The organism is Nocardioides albus, from assembly GCF_014648255.1.
In the GTDB taxonomy this organism is placed as follows: domain Bacteria; phylum Actinomycetota; class Actinomycetes; order Propionibacteriales; family Nocardioidaceae; genus Nocardioides; species Nocardioides albus.
This window is the reverse complement of record NZ_BMQT01000005.1, coordinates 390,883-407,522: the sequence shown is the minus strand read 5'-3', so window position 1 is coordinate 407,522 and position 16,640 is coordinate 390,883. Positions and strand designations below refer to the sequence as shown.

The 16,640-nt window shown below is 69.6% G+C and carries 10 protein-coding genes and 2 tRNA genes; 6 read left to right on the top strand and 6 right to left on the bottom strand.

Annotated elements, in window-relative coordinates; genetic code table 11:
• Positions 1-192 precede the first annotated feature (192 nt).
• The 3 genes from IEY84_RS13185 to IEY84_RS13175 form a co-directional block, all read right to left on the bottom strand.
• On the bottom strand, positions 193-834 hold the full coding sequence (locus IEY84_RS13185; protein WP_183548047.1) for a response regulator: 642 nt from the start codon (positions 832-834) through the stop codon (positions 193-195).
• Complete coding sequence (gene macS, locus IEY84_RS13180) at positions 831-1,964, bottom strand: MacS family sensor histidine kinase (protein WP_229788635.1); 1,134 nt, start codon at positions 1,962-1,964, stop codon at positions 831-833. The genes IEY84_RS13185 and macS overlap by 4 nt, the downstream gene beginning before the upstream one ends.
• Before the next feature lie 108 nt (positions 1,965-2,072).
• Positions 2,073-2,145 (bottom strand) — tRNA-Glu (locus tag IEY84_RS13175).
• A gap of 115 nt (positions 2,146-2,260) precedes the next feature.
• Here IEY84_RS13175 and IEY84_RS13170 point away from each other — a divergent pair.
• The 3 genes from IEY84_RS13170 (at position 2,261) to IEY84_RS13160 (ending at position 7,241) form a co-directional block, all read left to right on the top strand.
• Positions 2,261-2,334: transfer RNA gene (locus IEY84_RS13170), tRNA-Phe, on the top strand.
• 122 nt (positions 2,335-2,456) lie between these two features.
• The gene (locus IEY84_RS13165; RefSeq protein ID WP_183548045.1) at positions 2,457-5,882 is read left to right on the top strand and encodes an SCO7613 C-terminal domain-containing membrane protein; all 3,426 of its coding nucleotides are present in this window, start codon (positions 2,457-2,459) and stop codon (positions 5,880-5,882) included.
• 33 nt (positions 5,883-5,915) lie between these two features.
• Entirely contained in the window at positions 5,916-7,241 is a 1,326-nt protein-coding gene (locus IEY84_RS13160; protein ID WP_183548043.1) for a hypothetical protein, read from the top strand.
• A 69-nt stretch (positions 7,242-7,310) separates the two neighbouring features.
• Here IEY84_RS13160 and IEY84_RS13155 read toward each other — a convergent pair whose 3' ends face one another.
• Complete coding sequence (locus IEY84_RS13155; RefSeq protein ID WP_183548041.1) at positions 7,311-7,502, bottom strand: DUF3073 domain-containing protein; 192 nt, start codon at positions 7,500-7,502, stop codon at positions 7,311-7,313.
• Positions 7,503-7,801: 299 nt separating this feature from the next.
• On the opposite strand from IEY84_RS13155, the gene IEY84_RS13150 reads away from it, so the two are divergent.
• Positions 7,802-9,934 carry a PhoX family protein gene (locus tag IEY84_RS13150; protein WP_229788633.1) on the top strand — a complete coding sequence of 711 codons (2,133 nt, stop codon included), beginning with the start codon at positions 7,802-7,804 and terminating at the stop codon, positions 9,932-9,934.
• Between the two features lie 58 nt (positions 9,935-9,992).
• Here IEY84_RS13150 and purM read toward each other — a convergent pair whose 3' ends face one another.
• A complete protein-coding gene (gene purM, locus IEY84_RS13145; protein ID WP_268244448.1) occupies positions 9,993-11,048 on the bottom strand; it encodes a phosphoribosylformylglycinamidine cyclo-ligase in 1,056 nt (351 codons plus the stop codon).
• Positions 11,049-11,104: 56 nt separating this feature from the next.
• Positions 11,105-12,622, bottom strand: a complete 1,518-nt coding sequence (gene purF / locus IEY84_RS13140; protein WP_183548037.1) for an amidophosphoribosyltransferase — start codon at positions 12,620-12,622, stop codon at positions 11,105-11,107.
• A gap of 290 nt (positions 12,623-12,912) precedes the next feature.
• On the opposite strand from purF, the gene IEY84_RS13135 reads away from it, so the two are divergent.
• Together IEY84_RS13135 and IEY84_RS13130 are read left to right on the top strand one after the other, a co-directional pair.
• Positions 12,913-14,691, top strand: coding sequence for a sensor histidine kinase (locus IEY84_RS13135; RefSeq protein WP_183548035.1), 1,779 nt, complete (start codon positions 12,913-12,915; stop codon positions 14,689-14,691).
• Positions 14,692-14,740: 49 nt separating this feature from the next.
• Positions 14,741-16,585 (top strand): sensor histidine kinase, encoded by a 1,845-nt coding sequence (locus IEY84_RS13130; protein ID WP_183548033.1) that lies wholly within the window; start codon positions 14,741-14,743, stop codon positions 16,583-16,585.
• Positions 16,586-16,640 lie beyond the last annotated feature (55 nt).

Below are 16,640 nucleotides of genomic sequence, written 5' to 3'. Positions count from 1 at the left end.
ATCCGCGCCATACCCCGCCGCCGACCCGATAACCAGCCAAATATTCTCGACGGATCACGGAGTCAAGGACCGCGAAGCGGCCGGCGAAGCCGGCGGCCGAAGGCCGTCCTTGACGCCGGGATTCGGCGTGAACACCATCCAGAAAGGGTCGGCGGCCCCAACCAAAGAAGAAGACCAGCCACGACGCCGAAACTAGTCGCCGTCCAGACCCTGCTCGATGGCATAGCGCGTGAGCTCGACACGGTTGTGCATCTGGAGCTTGCGCAGGATGTTCTGTACGTGGTTCTGGACCGTGCGGTGGGAAAGGACCAGGCGCTCGGCGATCTGGCGGTAGCTCAGGCCCTTGGCTACAAGCTTGAGGATCTCGGTCTCACGGTCGGTGAGCGTGGGCTTGTCGCCGCGAACCTCGGTGGCGGCGCTGTGCTGGAACTCGCCCAGGACCAGGCCGGCGAGGCCGGGGGTGAAGACCGGGTCGCCGGCGGCGACGCGGCGTACGGCATCCAGGAGCTCGTCGCGGGAGGCCGACTTGACCAGATAGCCGGTGGCGCCGGCTTTGACGGCTGCGAGGACGTCGTTCTGCTCGCCCGAGGCGGAGAGGATGAGGACCTTGGTCGCCGGGCGCAGGGCGATGATCTCGGTGGTGACCTGGACACCGTCGGGCTCAGGGATGTGCAGGTCGAGCACCACGACCTCCGGACGGGTCGCGGCGAACCTGGTGATCGCCTCCCGTCCGGTGCTGGCGGCGGCGACGACATCGAAGCCCGCGGCGACCAGGTCGCGCTCGACCGCGTCACGCCACATCGGGTGGTCGTCGACCACCATCACTCTGCTCATCCATTCACTCCTGTTCGGGGGACCGTGAGCTCCCACTCGGTCCCGGTTGCTCCGGTGATCAGCTCTGCCTTGCCGCCGAGGTCCTCGATCCGGCCACGGATCGACTCGCTGATGCCGAGCCTGCCCTGTGCCCCGGCCTCGATGATGCGGCCTTCCGAGATTCCGGGACCGTCGTCACGCACCGAGACCTCGACATGGTCAGGGAATGCCTGCAGGAGCACCCAGGCGCGGGCGTCCTCACCGACGTGGCGACGTACGTTGTCCAGAGCCGCGCGGGTCGCCGCGACGATCTCCTCGGCCGGGCGGGCCGGCATCTCGACGGCGGTCGCGGGTCCGGAGACGGTCACGGTGCCGGTCTCGAGCTCGGCCAGTGCCGCCGCCAGGTCGACCAACCCGGCTGCCGGACCACGGCCGGACTGCTCGCCACGGATCAACGCTCGCAGCCCCCGCTCCTGCTCCCCCGCGAGCCTGCCCAGCTCGGCCGCGTCGCCACCCAGCTCGCCGCCGCGCCGCTGGACGAGGGCAAGCACCTGGAGCACGCCGTCGTGGACTGCCCGGGCGAGCCGCGCCCGCTCCTCCGCTCTGGCAGCCGCGCGCTCGGCCTCGTCCCGCTCGAGCGCCATCCGCTGCACCGACTCGCACATGTAGCCGACCACTCCGCCGCCGATGACCAGCAGGAACGCGTTGCCGTAGATCGACTGGTCGATCTCCTGGCGAAGCCCGAGGTCGACGGCCGCCAGCGCCAGGCCGGCCAACAGACCGCCGATCCAGCGATAGTGGATCGCGCACGCGAGCAACGCGCCGCTGACCCAGAAGCCCGGGACGCTCGCCTGGAAACCCGGCCCCTTCACCAGCGGGGTCACCAGCAGGAGCCCGAGCGCGATCGCCAGGTCGGCGCCGACGAGCACCGCCGTACGGCGGCCGGGGGCTGCGTACGCCCAGACGGCGAAGGCCGTCCAGCCCACCATGACGAGGATGCAGACCAGCGCCGCCGCGGGCGAGACGAAGTTGTCGAACCGATAGACGGTCAGCCCGACGGCGTTGACCAGCACCACCACCCGCAGCACCGCGAGCGCACGGAAGAGGCGGCTCTCCACCTCGATCGCCGCCGACGACATCCACGCAGTCACAGACGGAAGTGTCGCATCCGCTCGACCTAGAGCGTCCCGGATATGAGTATCCGTGCGGATGCCGCCCGCGCTGTCGCGCAGCGAGACTCGAGACATGGAAAGACTGTGTACCCCCTACCGGATTCGAACCGGCGCTACCGCCGTGAAAGGGCGGGGTCCTGGGCCGCTAGACGAAGGGGGCCTGCCGGGACATCCTAGAGGTCTGCGTCCTGGGCAGCCAAAGCGAGGCCGCACGTTGGTGCGTCGACCCCGATTCGGAAGGCCGCGGACGTTTCCGGTAATGTTTCACCTCGCTTGGGCAGGTAGCTCAGTTGGTACGAGCGATCGCCTGAAAAGTGATAGGTCGGCGGTTCGACCCCGCCCCTGCCCACAAGCAACAACCGGCTTCGACCCGCGACTCTGGGTCGGAGCTGGTTGTCATTTCGGGACTCGGTCCGGACCCTCTGCGTTTCCCGCACACGCATCGGCGGAACTACGCAAGGATGGTGGGCTGTGAAGTACGCCGATCCTGGTCGCTGCCCCGACTGCCGGGAGGCCTTCGAGCCCGGCACGAGCCCCTGCCCGAACTGCGGGCTGCCGCTGGAGAACGCCGTGGCCCAAGAGCTCTACGGGACGCTGCTGCGAGCCGACGTACTCATGACCCGGTTGCGTTCGATCCGGGACGAGGCCAGCCGGGCCGCGCGGCCGACCCCGCCGCCGGTTGCCGCGCCGCCTGCGGCGCCCCCGCTGATCCAGCCCGAACCCGTCGTCGAGCCCCTCGCCGCACCACCCGCCGCCCCGGCCGCCACCGCCGTCGCCGGGCCGGCGCCGTTCCCCGGTGCCCCGGTGGTGGCCCGGCGCGCACCGATCACGGTGCCGCTGATCCTGGTCGGCGTCGGCGTCCTCTTCCTGCTGGTCGCGGGCGTCATCTTCCTCGCGGTCGCCTGGGCCGCGATGGGAGTCGGTGGCCGTACGACGATGCTGCTCGTCTTCACCGCGCTCTTCACGATCGGTGGCGCGGTCCTGATGCATCTCGAGCTTCGGGCCGGCACCGAAGGCGTCTGGACCCTCGCGCTGGGACTGCTCGCCCTGGACATAGCCGGGATGAAGTACGCCGGTTGGCTCGGCGGAGCCGAATGGGACCGTGGCTTCCTGGTCATCGTCGGCGTCGCCGTCTTCATAGCCGGCACCGCGATGTCCCTGGTCGGCGAGCGCAGCGAGAAGCTCACCTCGGTGATCGGACCACAGGTGGCGGCCGCCGCCGGCGTACTCACGGCCCTGATCGGTCTCGAGCTCATCTCCGACCTCATCTGGTTCCCGCTGGTCGCCGCGGTCATCGCTCTCCTCGTCGTGATCGCGGCGAGCAAGACCGACCTGCGGGCCCTGACCCTCGGCGCGATGGTCGTGATGGCGGGCTTCTGGCTGATGCTCCTCGTCCGCGGCCTGACCGATCCCGCGCTGACCGGCTCCGAGCTGCTGACCGGCGGCACCCTGCCCCTGCTGCTCGGCGCGTCCGCGGTGCTCGCGGTCGTGGCGCTGCTGTTCCCGCTGCCGAAGGACGCCAAGGTCGCGATGGTCGGCGGCTCGCTGCTGATCGCGGCCTATACCTTCACCCAGCCCGCCCTCGACGACGGCCCGGTCACCCTGACCGTCGTCGCCGTGGTCGTCACCCTGGTCGCCGCCGGCGCGCTGATGGCACTCCCCCGGCCCTGGCGCTGGGCCGCTACCGCGTTGACGCCGTACGCCGCCGCCCTGGGCGTCACCGTCCTCATCCTGACGGCCTCGGCCGCGGTCCGGCTCGCGGCCGTGCCCTGGACCGATTCCGCGTTCTCCCCGGTCACCGGCCCGGAGGCGTTGCTGCCGGGCTGGCTGACGCTGCCGGCGCTGCTCGCGATCCTCGCCCTCGGCACCGCCTGGTTCTACCAGTCCAACCCGCCCGCGTTCCGCACCTACCGAGCCACGGTCCGCTGGATCATCTTCTCCGGCGGTCTCTCCGGCTTCGCCATCACGGCCGCCTGCTACAGCGCGCCGCTGCTGGTCCCGGCGCTGTTGCTGCTCGGCGTCGCCGTCGCCCTGGCCTGGTGGGCTGAGCGACGGCCGCGGCTCGTCGCCGCCGGCATCTTCGGCCTGGTCGCTCTCGCCGCCGCGCTGCCCAGCGACCTGCTCACCGTGGTCGTCGCGCTCGCGCTGGCGGGCGTGGCTGCGTACGCGGTTCGGGGTCTGGCCGGTGCCGATCGCGAGGTCACCGCCAGCTACTCGGTCGTGACGCTCGGCCTCGGCCTGTGGTCGCTCGCGCCGCTGGTCGACGTGGAGCGGCAGTGGGCCGCGTGCGCGATCGTGACGGTCCTCGGGCTGATCACGCTCTTCCGCTTCCGGGCGTCGGGCTGGTGGGCAGCGGCCGCCTGCGCCGCGATCTCGATCGGGATCGGCTCGGTCGACGTCACCTGGGCGGCGGTCCTGCTGACCATCGCCACGATCCTCGCCGCGGCCATCGGTCTGCACCACCGTCAGCCGCCCGCGCTGGCGGTGGCGGGCATCGTCGGGATCGGCGCGGCGACGGCTGCGGTCCTCTCGAGCGACATGCTCGCCCTGGCCGTGACCATCATCCTCACCGCCCTCGCCGTCGTCGTCGACCGTGTCCAGTCCAGACCGACCAAGGAGGTCGCGACCGCCTACTGGATCCTCGCTCTGACCGCCGCGGTCTGGCAGGCGGCCCGGATGACCGACATCGATCGTCCCTACACCGCGGTGGCGATCGTCGTCGCGATGGGCGTCATCGTCCTGGTACGCCGCAGCCCCGCCACCGAGGCCGCGGCCTCCACTGGCGCCGCCGTGTCGATCGCCCTGGGTGCCTTCGACGAGTCGGGTGCGCTGGACACCGACTGGTTGGCGATCCTGCTGCTGATCGCCGGGGTCATGTGCATCGCGACGATCCTGCGTCACGAGCCGCAGCAGTCCGGGCCGCGCCTCACGATCGCGGGAGTGCTCGGCCTGGGTTCGCTCGGCGCCGCGTTCGGCAACGACCTGCTGGCACTGGTGGTGGCCGGGGTGCTCACCGCTGCCGCGATCACCGTCGACCGGCTCACCCGGGAGCAGCAGACCAAGGCCGTCACCGCTCCCTACTGGATCATCACGCTGACGGCGTTCTGCTGGATGTTCGCCAACCTCAGCGACATCGCCGCGCCCCACGCCGCGGCCGGGATCATCGTCATCCTGGCTGTCGTCAACGTCTTCCGGCTGCTCCCCTCGGCCGAGATCACCACCGCGGTCGCCGCCGCGGTCACCATCTTCTTCGGCTCGGTCAGCCTGGGGCCATCGATCGTCCTGACCCCGGACGGACCGGCCGCGGTCGGCTCGAGCGGAGTCGATCTTCCCTGGCTGAGCATCCTGCTGACCCTGGCCGGCGCGGGCGTCTCCGCCCACGCGATCGCCCACCACGAACGTCGACGCCTGGGCTGGGCCGGCGCCACGCTGATCACCATCGCCCTGTGGATCCGTCTGGGAGACACGTCGGTCGCAACCTGGGAGTACTACACCCTGCCGCCGGCGATCGCGCTGGTCGTCTACGGCGTGGTCAAGCTCCGCCTGGACCCGGAGGTCGCCTCGCTGCCGGTGCTCGGACCGGGTGTCTTCCTTGCCCTCGTACCGTCCGTCCCCGCGGCTCTCCAGGACCCGATCTCGATGCGGAGCGTCGTCCTCGGCATCGCCTGCCTGGCCTTCATCATCGGCGGCGCCTGGCTGCGCTGGGCCGCGCCACTGGTCGGTGGCGCGCTGGTCGCCTCGATCCTGGCCCTGGCGCAGATGCCATCGGCCGCGATGCTGCAGCAGTGGTGGGCGCTCGGCGCGGCCGGGCTCCTGCTGCTCTTCCTCGGCATCACCTGGGAGGCCCGCCTCCACGACCTGCGCCGGGCCACCGCGTACGTCCGGGGGCTGCGTTAGCGCCGGCGCGGAGCGCCCGGAAGACTGGAGCCGATGCTCCCGGAATTCAAGGTCGTACGTCGCCAGCGCCCCGTCACGATCGCGGTCGAGTCGACCAGCTCGTCCCGGCCCGCGGCCAATGCCGCGATCGAGGTCGGCTGCGACGGCCCGGTCTCACTGACCTTCACCTCGGGTGGGGACGTCCTCACCGGGAGGTACGACGGCCGCCGGGTGTCGCTGGCGGTGACCACCGGGTCACGGCGTACGAATCATGTGAGCCGGCGTCATGCCCGGGTCGGCCGCGGCGCCGACCGATTCGCGCTGGCGCTGACCGGGACCGTGCTGACCGCGCTGACCCGCGAGGGCGCAACCGCACGAGGCACGGAGAACGCCGCCTGGGTGGCCAGGGCGCGCGTCGATCTCGCCGAGCTCGGGATCGAGCCGCGTGCGGAGTCCTGGCTCGCCGACCTGGCTGCGAGCCACGAGGGCGCTGCCGAAGACGTGCGCACCGGCGCGTTCGGGCAGCTCGGCCTACGCGACATCCGTGTGGTGACGTACGCCGACGGCTCGCCGTTCCGTGACGACGACGGCACCGTGCTGCTCACCGCGACCAGCGCCGGACCGGGCTTCTTCCCCACCGCGCACACCTCGGTGTGGGCGCTGGACCCGACGACGTACGAGCTCGCCCATCGCGGGGCGCTCTACTTCCGCCGGGACGGGTTGGTCTACGGCGACCACGCCACCCATCTCATGCGCGACGGGGACGGCTGGGTCGTCACGACGAGCACGTGGGCCGGGTTCAAGGCCCCCGACGAAGCAGACCCCGGAAAGCCGTGGAGCCCGGTCGGTGTCACCATCGCTCGCTCTCGGGAGGATCTCACTCGAGGCGAGCACGTCCTCGACGCGACCCCTCTCGCCCTGCCGACGGACGGCCTGACGTCGGTCGGGGTCTGGGACCCGCACCTCGTGCGCCACGACGACGAATGGCTGGTCGGCTACGTCAGCGCCACGAGGTACTTCGAGTTCCATCCCGTGCTCGCCGCCGGCCCGAGGCTGGACGCACTCAGCCTGCGGGCAGCGCGAACCGACCGGACGGCCACCGAGGGCACCACGCTCGTCCCGCTGGGCGGCACGGTCGTGGTCGGCGCCAGCGACGGACGCGACAACCCACGTCGCGTCCGTGCTCGCTACCCGATCTTCGACCTGGACCTCAACGAGGTCGCAGAGCTCCGTTCGGCGTACGTCTCGAACCTTCCGTGGCCCACACTGATCCCGGTCGGGGACGAGTGGCTGCATGTCGCCTTCGACGGCACGCCTTACGGCGGCCGGCTACCCGGCTATGGCACCCACGGGGAGGTTCTCGTGAGCCGATCGGCCTGAGGGGATGTCGACCACAGCGTTGCCGCTCTGACCGACCGCCCCTTAGGACGCGTCTCTGAAAGACACGACCTAAGGGCGCGAGGGCCCCGCGTCGTAGTCCGACCAGTCGTCGTAGTCGTCCGGCATCGGATCGGACTTCTGACTGGTGTCTTCATCACCATGAAGTTCGCGCGCAAGGGCCCCGAAGTCCGTCTCATAGGTCCGGTACTTCAGGTCGCGTGCGACCTTCGTCTGCTTGGCTTTCGCTCGGCCGCGCCCCATAGGGTCCAGCCCCCTCGTCGCACTTGGCCGGGATAGTCCCGGGCTGTTCACAGGTTTCTCGTAAGGACAACGCTACCGGTTAATGCCAAGAATCCGCACGCCGGGGTGTCGAAAATGCGTTCGCTAGGAGCGAATGTTACTGAGGTCACATGATTCCCCGCCTGATGAGCGGCCCGACGACTCGTCATTCGCCGTTCACCTCGTCGACAGACTGAGGGGCCGACCGGTTGTCTCGCCGCGCATAGCCTCCCTTCCGATTCTTGGGATACCTGACAAAACGCGTCTTGAACGGAAATGCAGTGACCGAACTGAGCGACATCCAGACCGACACCGCCTGTCCCTCGTGCAGCGACCCGGGTGCCCCTGCCGCCGCCGACGGCCGACGCACCATGCTGTCCTTGCTGCCCATGGCCGGCCACACGCGCGGCAAGCGCAGCGCCGTGACCTGCGCGCTCAAGTGCGACAGCGCGTGCGCCAAGCCTGCCCCCAACACCTCCGACAACGGCTACTTCCGCGACATCGCAGGCAAGGCGCTCAGCCGCCGTCACGCCCTCGGTCTCGCCGGTGCCGGCGCCGTCGCCCTCGCTGTCGGCAGCAGCGGTCTGGCGGCCGCCGCCGGCCCCCTCGAGGCCGGTCTGGCTGCGGGCCGCGGCCACGGCGGGCGTACGAACCTGCCGTTCAAGCCGATCAGCCCGGTCGCGGCGACCGAGGACACCTTCGTGGTGCCGCAGGGCTACACCTGGGACCCGATCATCCGTTGGGGCGACCCGATCCTGCCCGGCGGCGTCCCCTTCGACGTCAACAACCAGAGTGCCGAGAAGCAGGCGCTCGCCTGGGGCTACAACAACGACTACACCGACGTCATCGTGACCAACAAGGCCGGCACCAAGGCCCTGCTGTGCTGCAACAACGAGTACGTCAACCCCGACATCATGTTCCCACCCGATCTCGACGCCACCGAGCAGCTGAAGATCGCCATGGCCGCTCACGGCTTCGGGATCGTCGAGCTCGAGCGCTCGGCGCCGGGTGAGAAGTGGAGCTACGTCCCGTCTGCTCCGAAGAACCGTCGCATCACGGCCTCGACCCCGTTCAAGATCACCGGCCCCGCGGCCGGCAGCGACCTGCTCAAGACCGCCGCCGACCCGACCGGCACCGTGGCACTCGGCACGATCGGCAACTGCGCCGGCGGCACCACCCCGTGGGGCACGATCCTGTCGGGCGAGGAGAACTTCAACGGCTACTTCCGCGCCAACGGGACCTCGGCCGAGGAGAAGCGCTACGGCCTGACCAGCGCGGCCTCGACCTACGGCTGGGAGGCCATCGAGCCGCGCTTCGACGCGCGTGCGGCCGACTACGCCAACGAGCCGAACCGGTTCGGCTACATCGTCGAGATCGACCCGACCGACCCGACGTCGACCCCGCGCAAGCACACCATGCTGGGTCGCCTCAAGCACGAGGGCGCGAACGTCGTCATCGCCGGCAGCGGCCACGTGGTCGCCTACACCGGTGACGACGAGCGGTTCGACTACCTCTACAAGTTCGTCTCCAAGAAGAAGTACAACCCGCACAACCGGGCCAAGAACCTCGAGCTGCTCACCGAGGGCAGCCTCTACGTCGCGCGCTTCCACGGCGACTCCCCGGCCACCGAGATCGACGGCACCGGCAAGCTGCCCAGCGACGGCAAGTTCGACGGTTACGGCCAGTGGGTCCCGCTCGTCGTCGACGGCCGCAGCAAGGTCGCCGGGATGAGCGTCGAGGAGGTGCTCGTCTTCACGCGTCTGGCCGCGGACAAGGCCGGCGCCACCAAGATGGACCGTTGCGAGGATGTCGAGCCTTCACCGAAGACCGGCAAGGTGTACGTCGCCTGCACCAACAACTCCCAGCGCGGCACCACGGGCAAGGCCGGCGTGGACGAGGCCAACCCGCGCAACGCCAACCGTGACGGCCACGTCATCGAGATCACCGAGGACGACGGCGATCACACCTCGCGCGTCTTCCGGTGGAACCTGATGATCGTCGCGGGCGACCCGTCGGTGAACGGGTCGACCTACTTCGCGGGCTACCCGCAGGACAAGGTCTCGCCGATCTCGTGCCCGGACAACCTGGCCTTCGACTCCGAGGGCAACCTGTGGATCTCCACCGACGGCCAGCCCAGCTCGATCCAGAAGTCCGACGGGCTGTTCAAGGTTCCGCTCGAGGGTCGCGAGCGCGGCCACGTCCAGCAGTTCCTCGCCGTCCCCCGTGATGCCGAGACCTGCGGTCCGGTCGTCCACGACCGCGACGGCTCGGTCTTCGTCGCCGTCCAGCACCCCGGCGAGGAGGGGACCTGGGAGGCGCCGAACTCCCGCTTCCCCGACTACGTCGAGGGCACCGCCGGTACGGGCGAGTTCGCCGGCCCGCGGCCGTCGGTCGTGCAGGTGCTGAAGGTCTGAGAACATCGAAAGGGCGCCGGAGCGATCGCTCCGGCGCCCTTTCGGCTGTTCGGGTAGCTCAGGCAGTCCAGCCCGCGTACGCCCCGGTGAGCTCGACCTTGCCGCCAGGCGTGGCGGTGACCTCACCGGCGGCCCAGGCGCGGATGTCGTAGCCGGCGAGGATGCGTACGGCCTCGTCGACGTCCTCGGGGTCGATCAGCGCGACCATGCCGACGCCGCAGTTGAGCGTCATCTCCAGGTCCGGCAAGGCCACGGAGCCGGTGCGGCGGACGAGGTCGAAGACAGGTGCGGGCGTCCAGGTGGTGCGGTCGATGCGCGCGGAGAGCTCCGCCGGCATGACCCGCTCCAGGTTGGCGGCGAGGCCGCCGCCGGTGACGTGGGACATCGCGTGCGTGCGGGTGCCCCGGGCCAGGTCGAGACAGGCCTTGGCGTAGACACGGGTCGGGGTCAGCAGCGCCTCGCCGAGCGTGCTGCCGAGCTCGTCGACCTGCTGGTCGAGCGTGTAGGCACCCGAGTTGAGCAGCACGTGGCGGACCAGGGAGTAGCCGTTGGAGTGCAGGCCGGAGGCCTCCATGGCGAGGACGACGTCGCCCGCCTTCACCAGGTTCGCACCGAGCAGCTTGTCGGCCTCGACGACGCCGGTGGCCGCACCGGCCACGTCGTACTCGTCGGCGGCCAGCAGCCCCGGGTGCTCGGCGGTCTCGCCGCCTACCAGCGCACAGCCGGCCTCGACACACGCCTCGGCGATGCCCTTGACGATCGCGGCGACCCGCTCCGGGACGACCTTGCCGGTGGCGATGTAGTCGGTCATGAACAGTGGCTCGGCGCCGCAGACGACCAGGTCGTCGACGACCATGCCGACCAGGTCGAACCCGATCGTGTCGTGCTTGTCCAAGGCTTGCGCGATCGCGACCTTGGTGCCGACACCGTCGGTGGAGGTGGCCAGCAGCGGGCGCTCGTACGCCTTCAGGGCGCTCGCGTCGAAGAGACCGGCGAAGCCACCGACCCCGCCGAGCACCTCGGGGCGCCGGGACTTCTCGATCCAGACCTTCATCAGATCCACGGCGCGGTCGCCGGCGTGGATGTCGACACCTGCTGCGGCGTAGGCGTTCACCGCCGAAGCGGAGCTCGAGGCATTCTGGTCAGTCTGGCTCACTGGTGGATCTCCGATCACGGGTTGTTCAGGACCGGCAGGGCCTTGCCCGCGGTCGGGGACTGCAGCGAGACCTCGAGGAGGTGCTTGCCGAGCATGCTCTCGTCGGGCAGCTCCACGGGGTATTCGCCGGTGAAGCAGGCGGTGCAGAGCGCGGTGCGCTCCTGGCGGGTCGCGGAGATCATCCCGTCGAGGGAGATGTATCCGAGCGAGTCCGCACCGACCGAGGCGGCGATCTCGTCGACGGAGAGACCGTTGGCGATCAGCTCGGCGCGGGTGGCGAAGTCGATGCCGTAGAAGCACGGCCACTTCACGGGCGGCGACGAGATCCGTACGTGGACCTCCAGGGCGCCTGCCTCGCGCAGCATCCGCACCTGGGCGCGCTGGGTGTTGCCGCGCACGATCGAGTCGTCGACGACGACGACCTTCTTGCCGCGCACCATGTGCTCGAGCACGTTCAGCTTGAGCCGGATGCCGAGCTGACGCAGAGTCTGCGACGGCTGGATGAAGGTGCGCCCGACGTAGCCGTTCTTCACGAACGCCTGGCCGAAGGGCAGGCCGCTCTCCAGCGCGTAGCCGGTGGCGGCGGGGATGCCGGACTCGGGCACCGGGATGACCAGGTCGGCGTCGACCGGGAACTCGCGAGCCAGCTCGCGACCCATCTCGACGCGGGACTCGTGGACGTTGCGGCCGGCGATGTTGGCGTCGGGGCGGGCCAGGTAGACGTATTCGAAGACGCAGCCCTTGCGGTCGGCCTCGGCGAACCGCACCGAGCGCAGTCCGGACTCGTCGATGATGATCATCTCGCCGGGCTCGACCTCGCGGACCACGCTCGCGCCGACGGTGGCCAGCGCGGCGTCCTCGGAGGCGATCACCCAGCCGCGGTCGAGGCGGCCGAGCACCAGCGGGCGGATGCCCTGCGGGTCACGCGCGGCGAACAGGGTGTCCTCGTTCATCCACACCAGCGAGAAGGCGCCGCTGATCGTCGGCAGCACCTCCAGCGCGCGCGCCTCCAGCGAGGAGTCGGGGTGGTAGGCCAGCAGCTCGGTGAGCAGCGAGGTGTCGTTGGTCGACACCGGGGCGTGGCGTCCCTCGGAGTGCTCGGGCAGCGCCTCGACGGCCGAGCGCATCTCGGCGACGTTGATCAGGTTGCCGTTGTGGCCCAGCGCGACGGAGCCGTCCGGGGTCGGCTTGAAGATCGGCTGCGCGTTCTCCCACACCGAGGCACCGGTGGTGGAGTAGCGGGCGTGGCCGATGGCGACGTGGCCCTTGAGCGACTCGAGGGTCGGCTCGTCGAAGACCTGGCTGACCAGACCCATGTCCTTGTAGACCAGGATCTGCCGACCGTTGCTGACCGCGATGCCCGCCGACTCCTGGCCACGGTGCTGCAGGGCGTACAGGCCGAAGTACGTCAGCTTCGCGACGTCCTCGCCCGGCGCCCACACGCCGAAGACACCGCAGTGGTCCTGAGGACCCTGGTCGTGGGGGTCGAGGGCGGCGGTGAGCCGGCCGTCGCCACCCTTGCGTCGGGACACGTGCCTACCTGAGCTGGTGAGGTTGACCACGGCATCGAGTGTAAGGGCGTACGCAGGCGATCAGCGAACCCTTGACAGTCCTGTAAGGGTGGTCACATGAACGTCTCGGAATCATGAATGCAAAGAACCGTCCACGTCCGCCCTACCGCCCGGGACCGACTTCCCGGATAATCGATCCGATGACTTCTTCAGCGCCCAAGCCCCCCGGCGGTCACCGTCTGACGGTCCCACCGGGATTCGCCCCACCACCGTTGGGCGGGAATCGCGCCAGAAGCGACCTCACCACGACGATGACGACGATCACCACCGATCTGGCCGAGATCGGTGGTCTGCTCACCCCGGGCGAGGATCTCTCCGACCTTCAGCTGATCGCCGACAGCCTGACCGCGCTGGCCGGTTTCGAGATGGCCACGATCAGCGTCGCGCGCTCCGACGGCCACCTCCACATGGTCGTGGTCTCGGGCCAGGAGTCCGCCCGCGCCGACCTGCTCGGCATCGTCACCCCGATCGAGCGGCTCGAGGCCGAGCTCGCCCGCGCCGACGACTGGGGCATCTTCAAGTTCGTGCCGGCGGAACGGCTCGACCCCGCCGCCGATGTGTACGGCTGGATCCCGACGATGACGACGGTCGACGCCGCCGGCGCCTGGAACCCGCTGGACCTGCTGGTCGCTCCGCTGCGCGACGACGACGGCAAGCTCCGCGGGACGCTGATCGTCGACATCCCGACCGACGGCCTCCGCCCCAGTCCGGAGAAGCGCGCCGTGCTCAACCGCCACGCGGTGCAGGCCCAGCGCGCGATCCTGCTCGCCCTGGAGCGCGAGGAGCTCTCCGAGCAGGTACGCCTCGCGGAGGCCGCCCGCGACGTGATCCGCCGCGCCGGGCGCGAGCTGGACCCCGACGAGATCCTCAACTCGCTGAGCACAGGGCTGGTCGACGTGCTCGACCTGACCGACTTCTGGTTGCACATGTCGAAGCCGGGCGGCCGCGGCATCCGCACCAAGGTCTACCGGGAGGACTTCAAGCTCCCGATCGACGACCTGACCAGCCCGTTCATGGTCGACTACGGGCAATACCTCTGGGATCAGCGCAGCATCACCGTGCAGACACCTGACGGCGCCGAGCGGCTGCCCCATCCAGACCCGGCGTTGCAGCAGCGGATCACCGAGTGGATCCGCCACTACAAGGTGGGCTCGATCGTCGGGGTCCCGATCGGCTCCGGCCAGACGTGGTACGGCGCGATGCTCCTCGGCCGCGGTCCCGACAAGCCCCACTGGAGCGAGCTCGAGCTGATCACCGCCGCCGACCTCGGCCGCGACTTCGGCCGCGTGGTCCACAACTCCAGGGCCTACCTGCGCCAGCGCGCCGCGGTCGACTCCCTGCGTGAGCTCGAGGCCCACAAGAGCCGGCTGATCGCGACGGTCGCCCACGAGCTGAAGAACCCGCTCTCCGCGTTCCGGTGGAACATCGAGTCGCTGCCCTACGCGGAGTCCGAGGAGGAGTACGCCGAGGTGCTGACCGCGCTCACGCGCAACCGTGACCGCACCGAGAAGATCGTGGCCGACCTGGCGATGCTGTCGAAGGTCTCCGACCCCGACCACCTGCCACCCACGGTGCCGATCCAGGTCGCCCGCGTGCTCGAGGAGGTCTACGACCAGCTCAGCGCCGAGATGCCCACCAGCGACCTCCACGAGCTCGTCTTCGACATACCGTCCGACGACGTCCACGTGACCCTGGCCCCGGGCGACCTGGACCGGGTCGTGATCAACCTGGTCACGAACGCGATCAAGTACAGCCCCGAGGGCGGTCAGGTCATCGTGAGCACGCGGACCAGCCCCGGCTGGTTCGAGCTCCGGGTGACCGACCACGGCCTCGGGATCTCGCCGGAGGACCAGGACCGGCTCTTCACCGAGTTCTTCCGATCGACCAACCCCACAGCCCTCAAACAGCCGGGCACCGGACTCGGCCTGACCATCGTGTCGCGGATCGTCAGCCGCCGTGGCGGACTGATATCGGTCGACTCCACCCCTGGCGCGGGAAGCACATTCCGTGTGACGCTGCCCATTGTTTAACCTTACGCATCGGTAACGGGGTGCGGATCTTCATCTCGGCGGAGAACTCATGACCAGTACGCCCTCAGCGGGCTCGGACGTGCCAGACGGCGCCTCCGAGGCGTACCCGACCCCGGATCCTGGTCTGCAGCTGATCGCCGAAGGTGTCACCGAGCTCGTCGGCTTCGGTGCTGCCGTCATCAACATCCGTCGGGGTGACGAGTTCGAGATCGTCGCGGCGTACGGGAACGAGACCGGCCACACCGTGGACGGCGAGATGACCGTGGCCGAGATGCTGGGCACCCGGTTCCCCGTCTCGGTCGTCACCGACCTGCTGGACATGTCCGTGGACTGGGGCGACATCAAGTTCGTCCCGCACGAGAAGAACACCATCGGACAGGCGGAGGGCTATTGGGTCCCCGACACCGACGAGGACATCCTGAAGGATCCGCAGGACTGGCACCGGCTCGACGAGCTCCTGGCACCTTTCTACGACGAGAACGGCGAGCTCGTCGGCGTACTCTCGATCGACCGCCCCACCAACGGTCGCCGGCCCGGTCGCCGGCAGCAGCGGATCCTCAACCGGTTCGCTCGCCAGGCGAGGCGAGCGGTGCTGCTGACCCTTCAGCGCGAATACCTCGAGGAGCGGGCCAACAACCTGATCGAGGCACAGAGCTTCCTGCGCGAGGCCAACTCACAGCTCGGTCTCACCGGGGTGCTCGAGGCCACCCAGGAGGCGATGAGCCGAGGTCTCGACGCCGACGGCCTCTACGTGCAGGCCCAGGACGGTGAGGGCGGGTCGGTGGCGTACGTCTCCCCTGGTCTCGGCTGGAAGGTCACCGAGTCCAACATCGCGATCGGGCAGGCCTACCAGAGCAGTCGACGGTGGAACGAGGGCCAGCACGCGATCGTCAACCGCGACCAGCTCCACCAGATGCTGCAGCACGGCGAGACGGGCTTGAGGAAGAAGCTCGCGAAGATCGGCATCGAGTTCCTCGACGCCGTCGACGCCGACTCCCTCCTGGTCGTGCCGATCGGTGTCGAGACGACAGCGCTGGGCCACCTCGTGCTGGTGCGTGGCGTCGGCCGCCCGCGCTGGACCGACACCGAGGGACGGCTCGCGATGGAGTTCGGCCGCGACTTCGGCCGCATCGTGCTCACCTCCAACGCCTACACCCAGGAGCGTGACCTCGCCCAGCGGCTCGCGACCGCCGACAGAGTCCACAGCCGACTCATCGAGTCCGTCGCGCAGGAGCTGCACAACCCGCTCATCGCTCTCACCACTGGCATCGATGCGCTGCGCCACGACGACCGCGGATCGTCGACGTGGTTCCAGCAGGTCGGCAACCTGATCAGCCGGTCCGACCAGCTGGTCGCCATGGTCGACGACCTGCTCCTGTTCTCGCGCTTCTCCGACCCTGCGTCCCGGCCGAACGTCGCCTACGTCGATCTGGTGCCGCTCCTGCGCGAGATCTTCGAGCAGAGGACGTACGAGTCGGAGAAGCGTGGCATCGAGGTGAGCATCGACGTCCCCGCCCACAGCATCCAGGTGCTGGGCGATCGCAGCGAGATCAAGGCGGCGGTCCTCCGGCTGGTCGACAACGCGCTCGTCTACACCCATCGCGGCGGCCATGTCCGGCTCTACATCGTGGAGAGCGCGAGCGAGGCAGCGATCTCGGTGACCGACAACGGGGTCGGCATCCCGGCCGCCGAGCAGCTCCAGGTCTTCACCGAGTTCTACCGCGGCACCAGCCAGGCGATCGGTGGCCGGAAGGGCGTCGGTCTCGGACTCAGCATCGTCGAGCGGGTCGCTCGCCGCCACGACGGCCGCGTCACGCTGCGCTCGGAGCCCGGCACCGGAACCCGCGTCTCGCTGGTCCTTCCACTGGCCAACGACGGCGCCTCGATTGATTAACCGAACGTCACAATATGGTCGAGACGGGCACCTACGCCTGCACAGGATCGGTGAT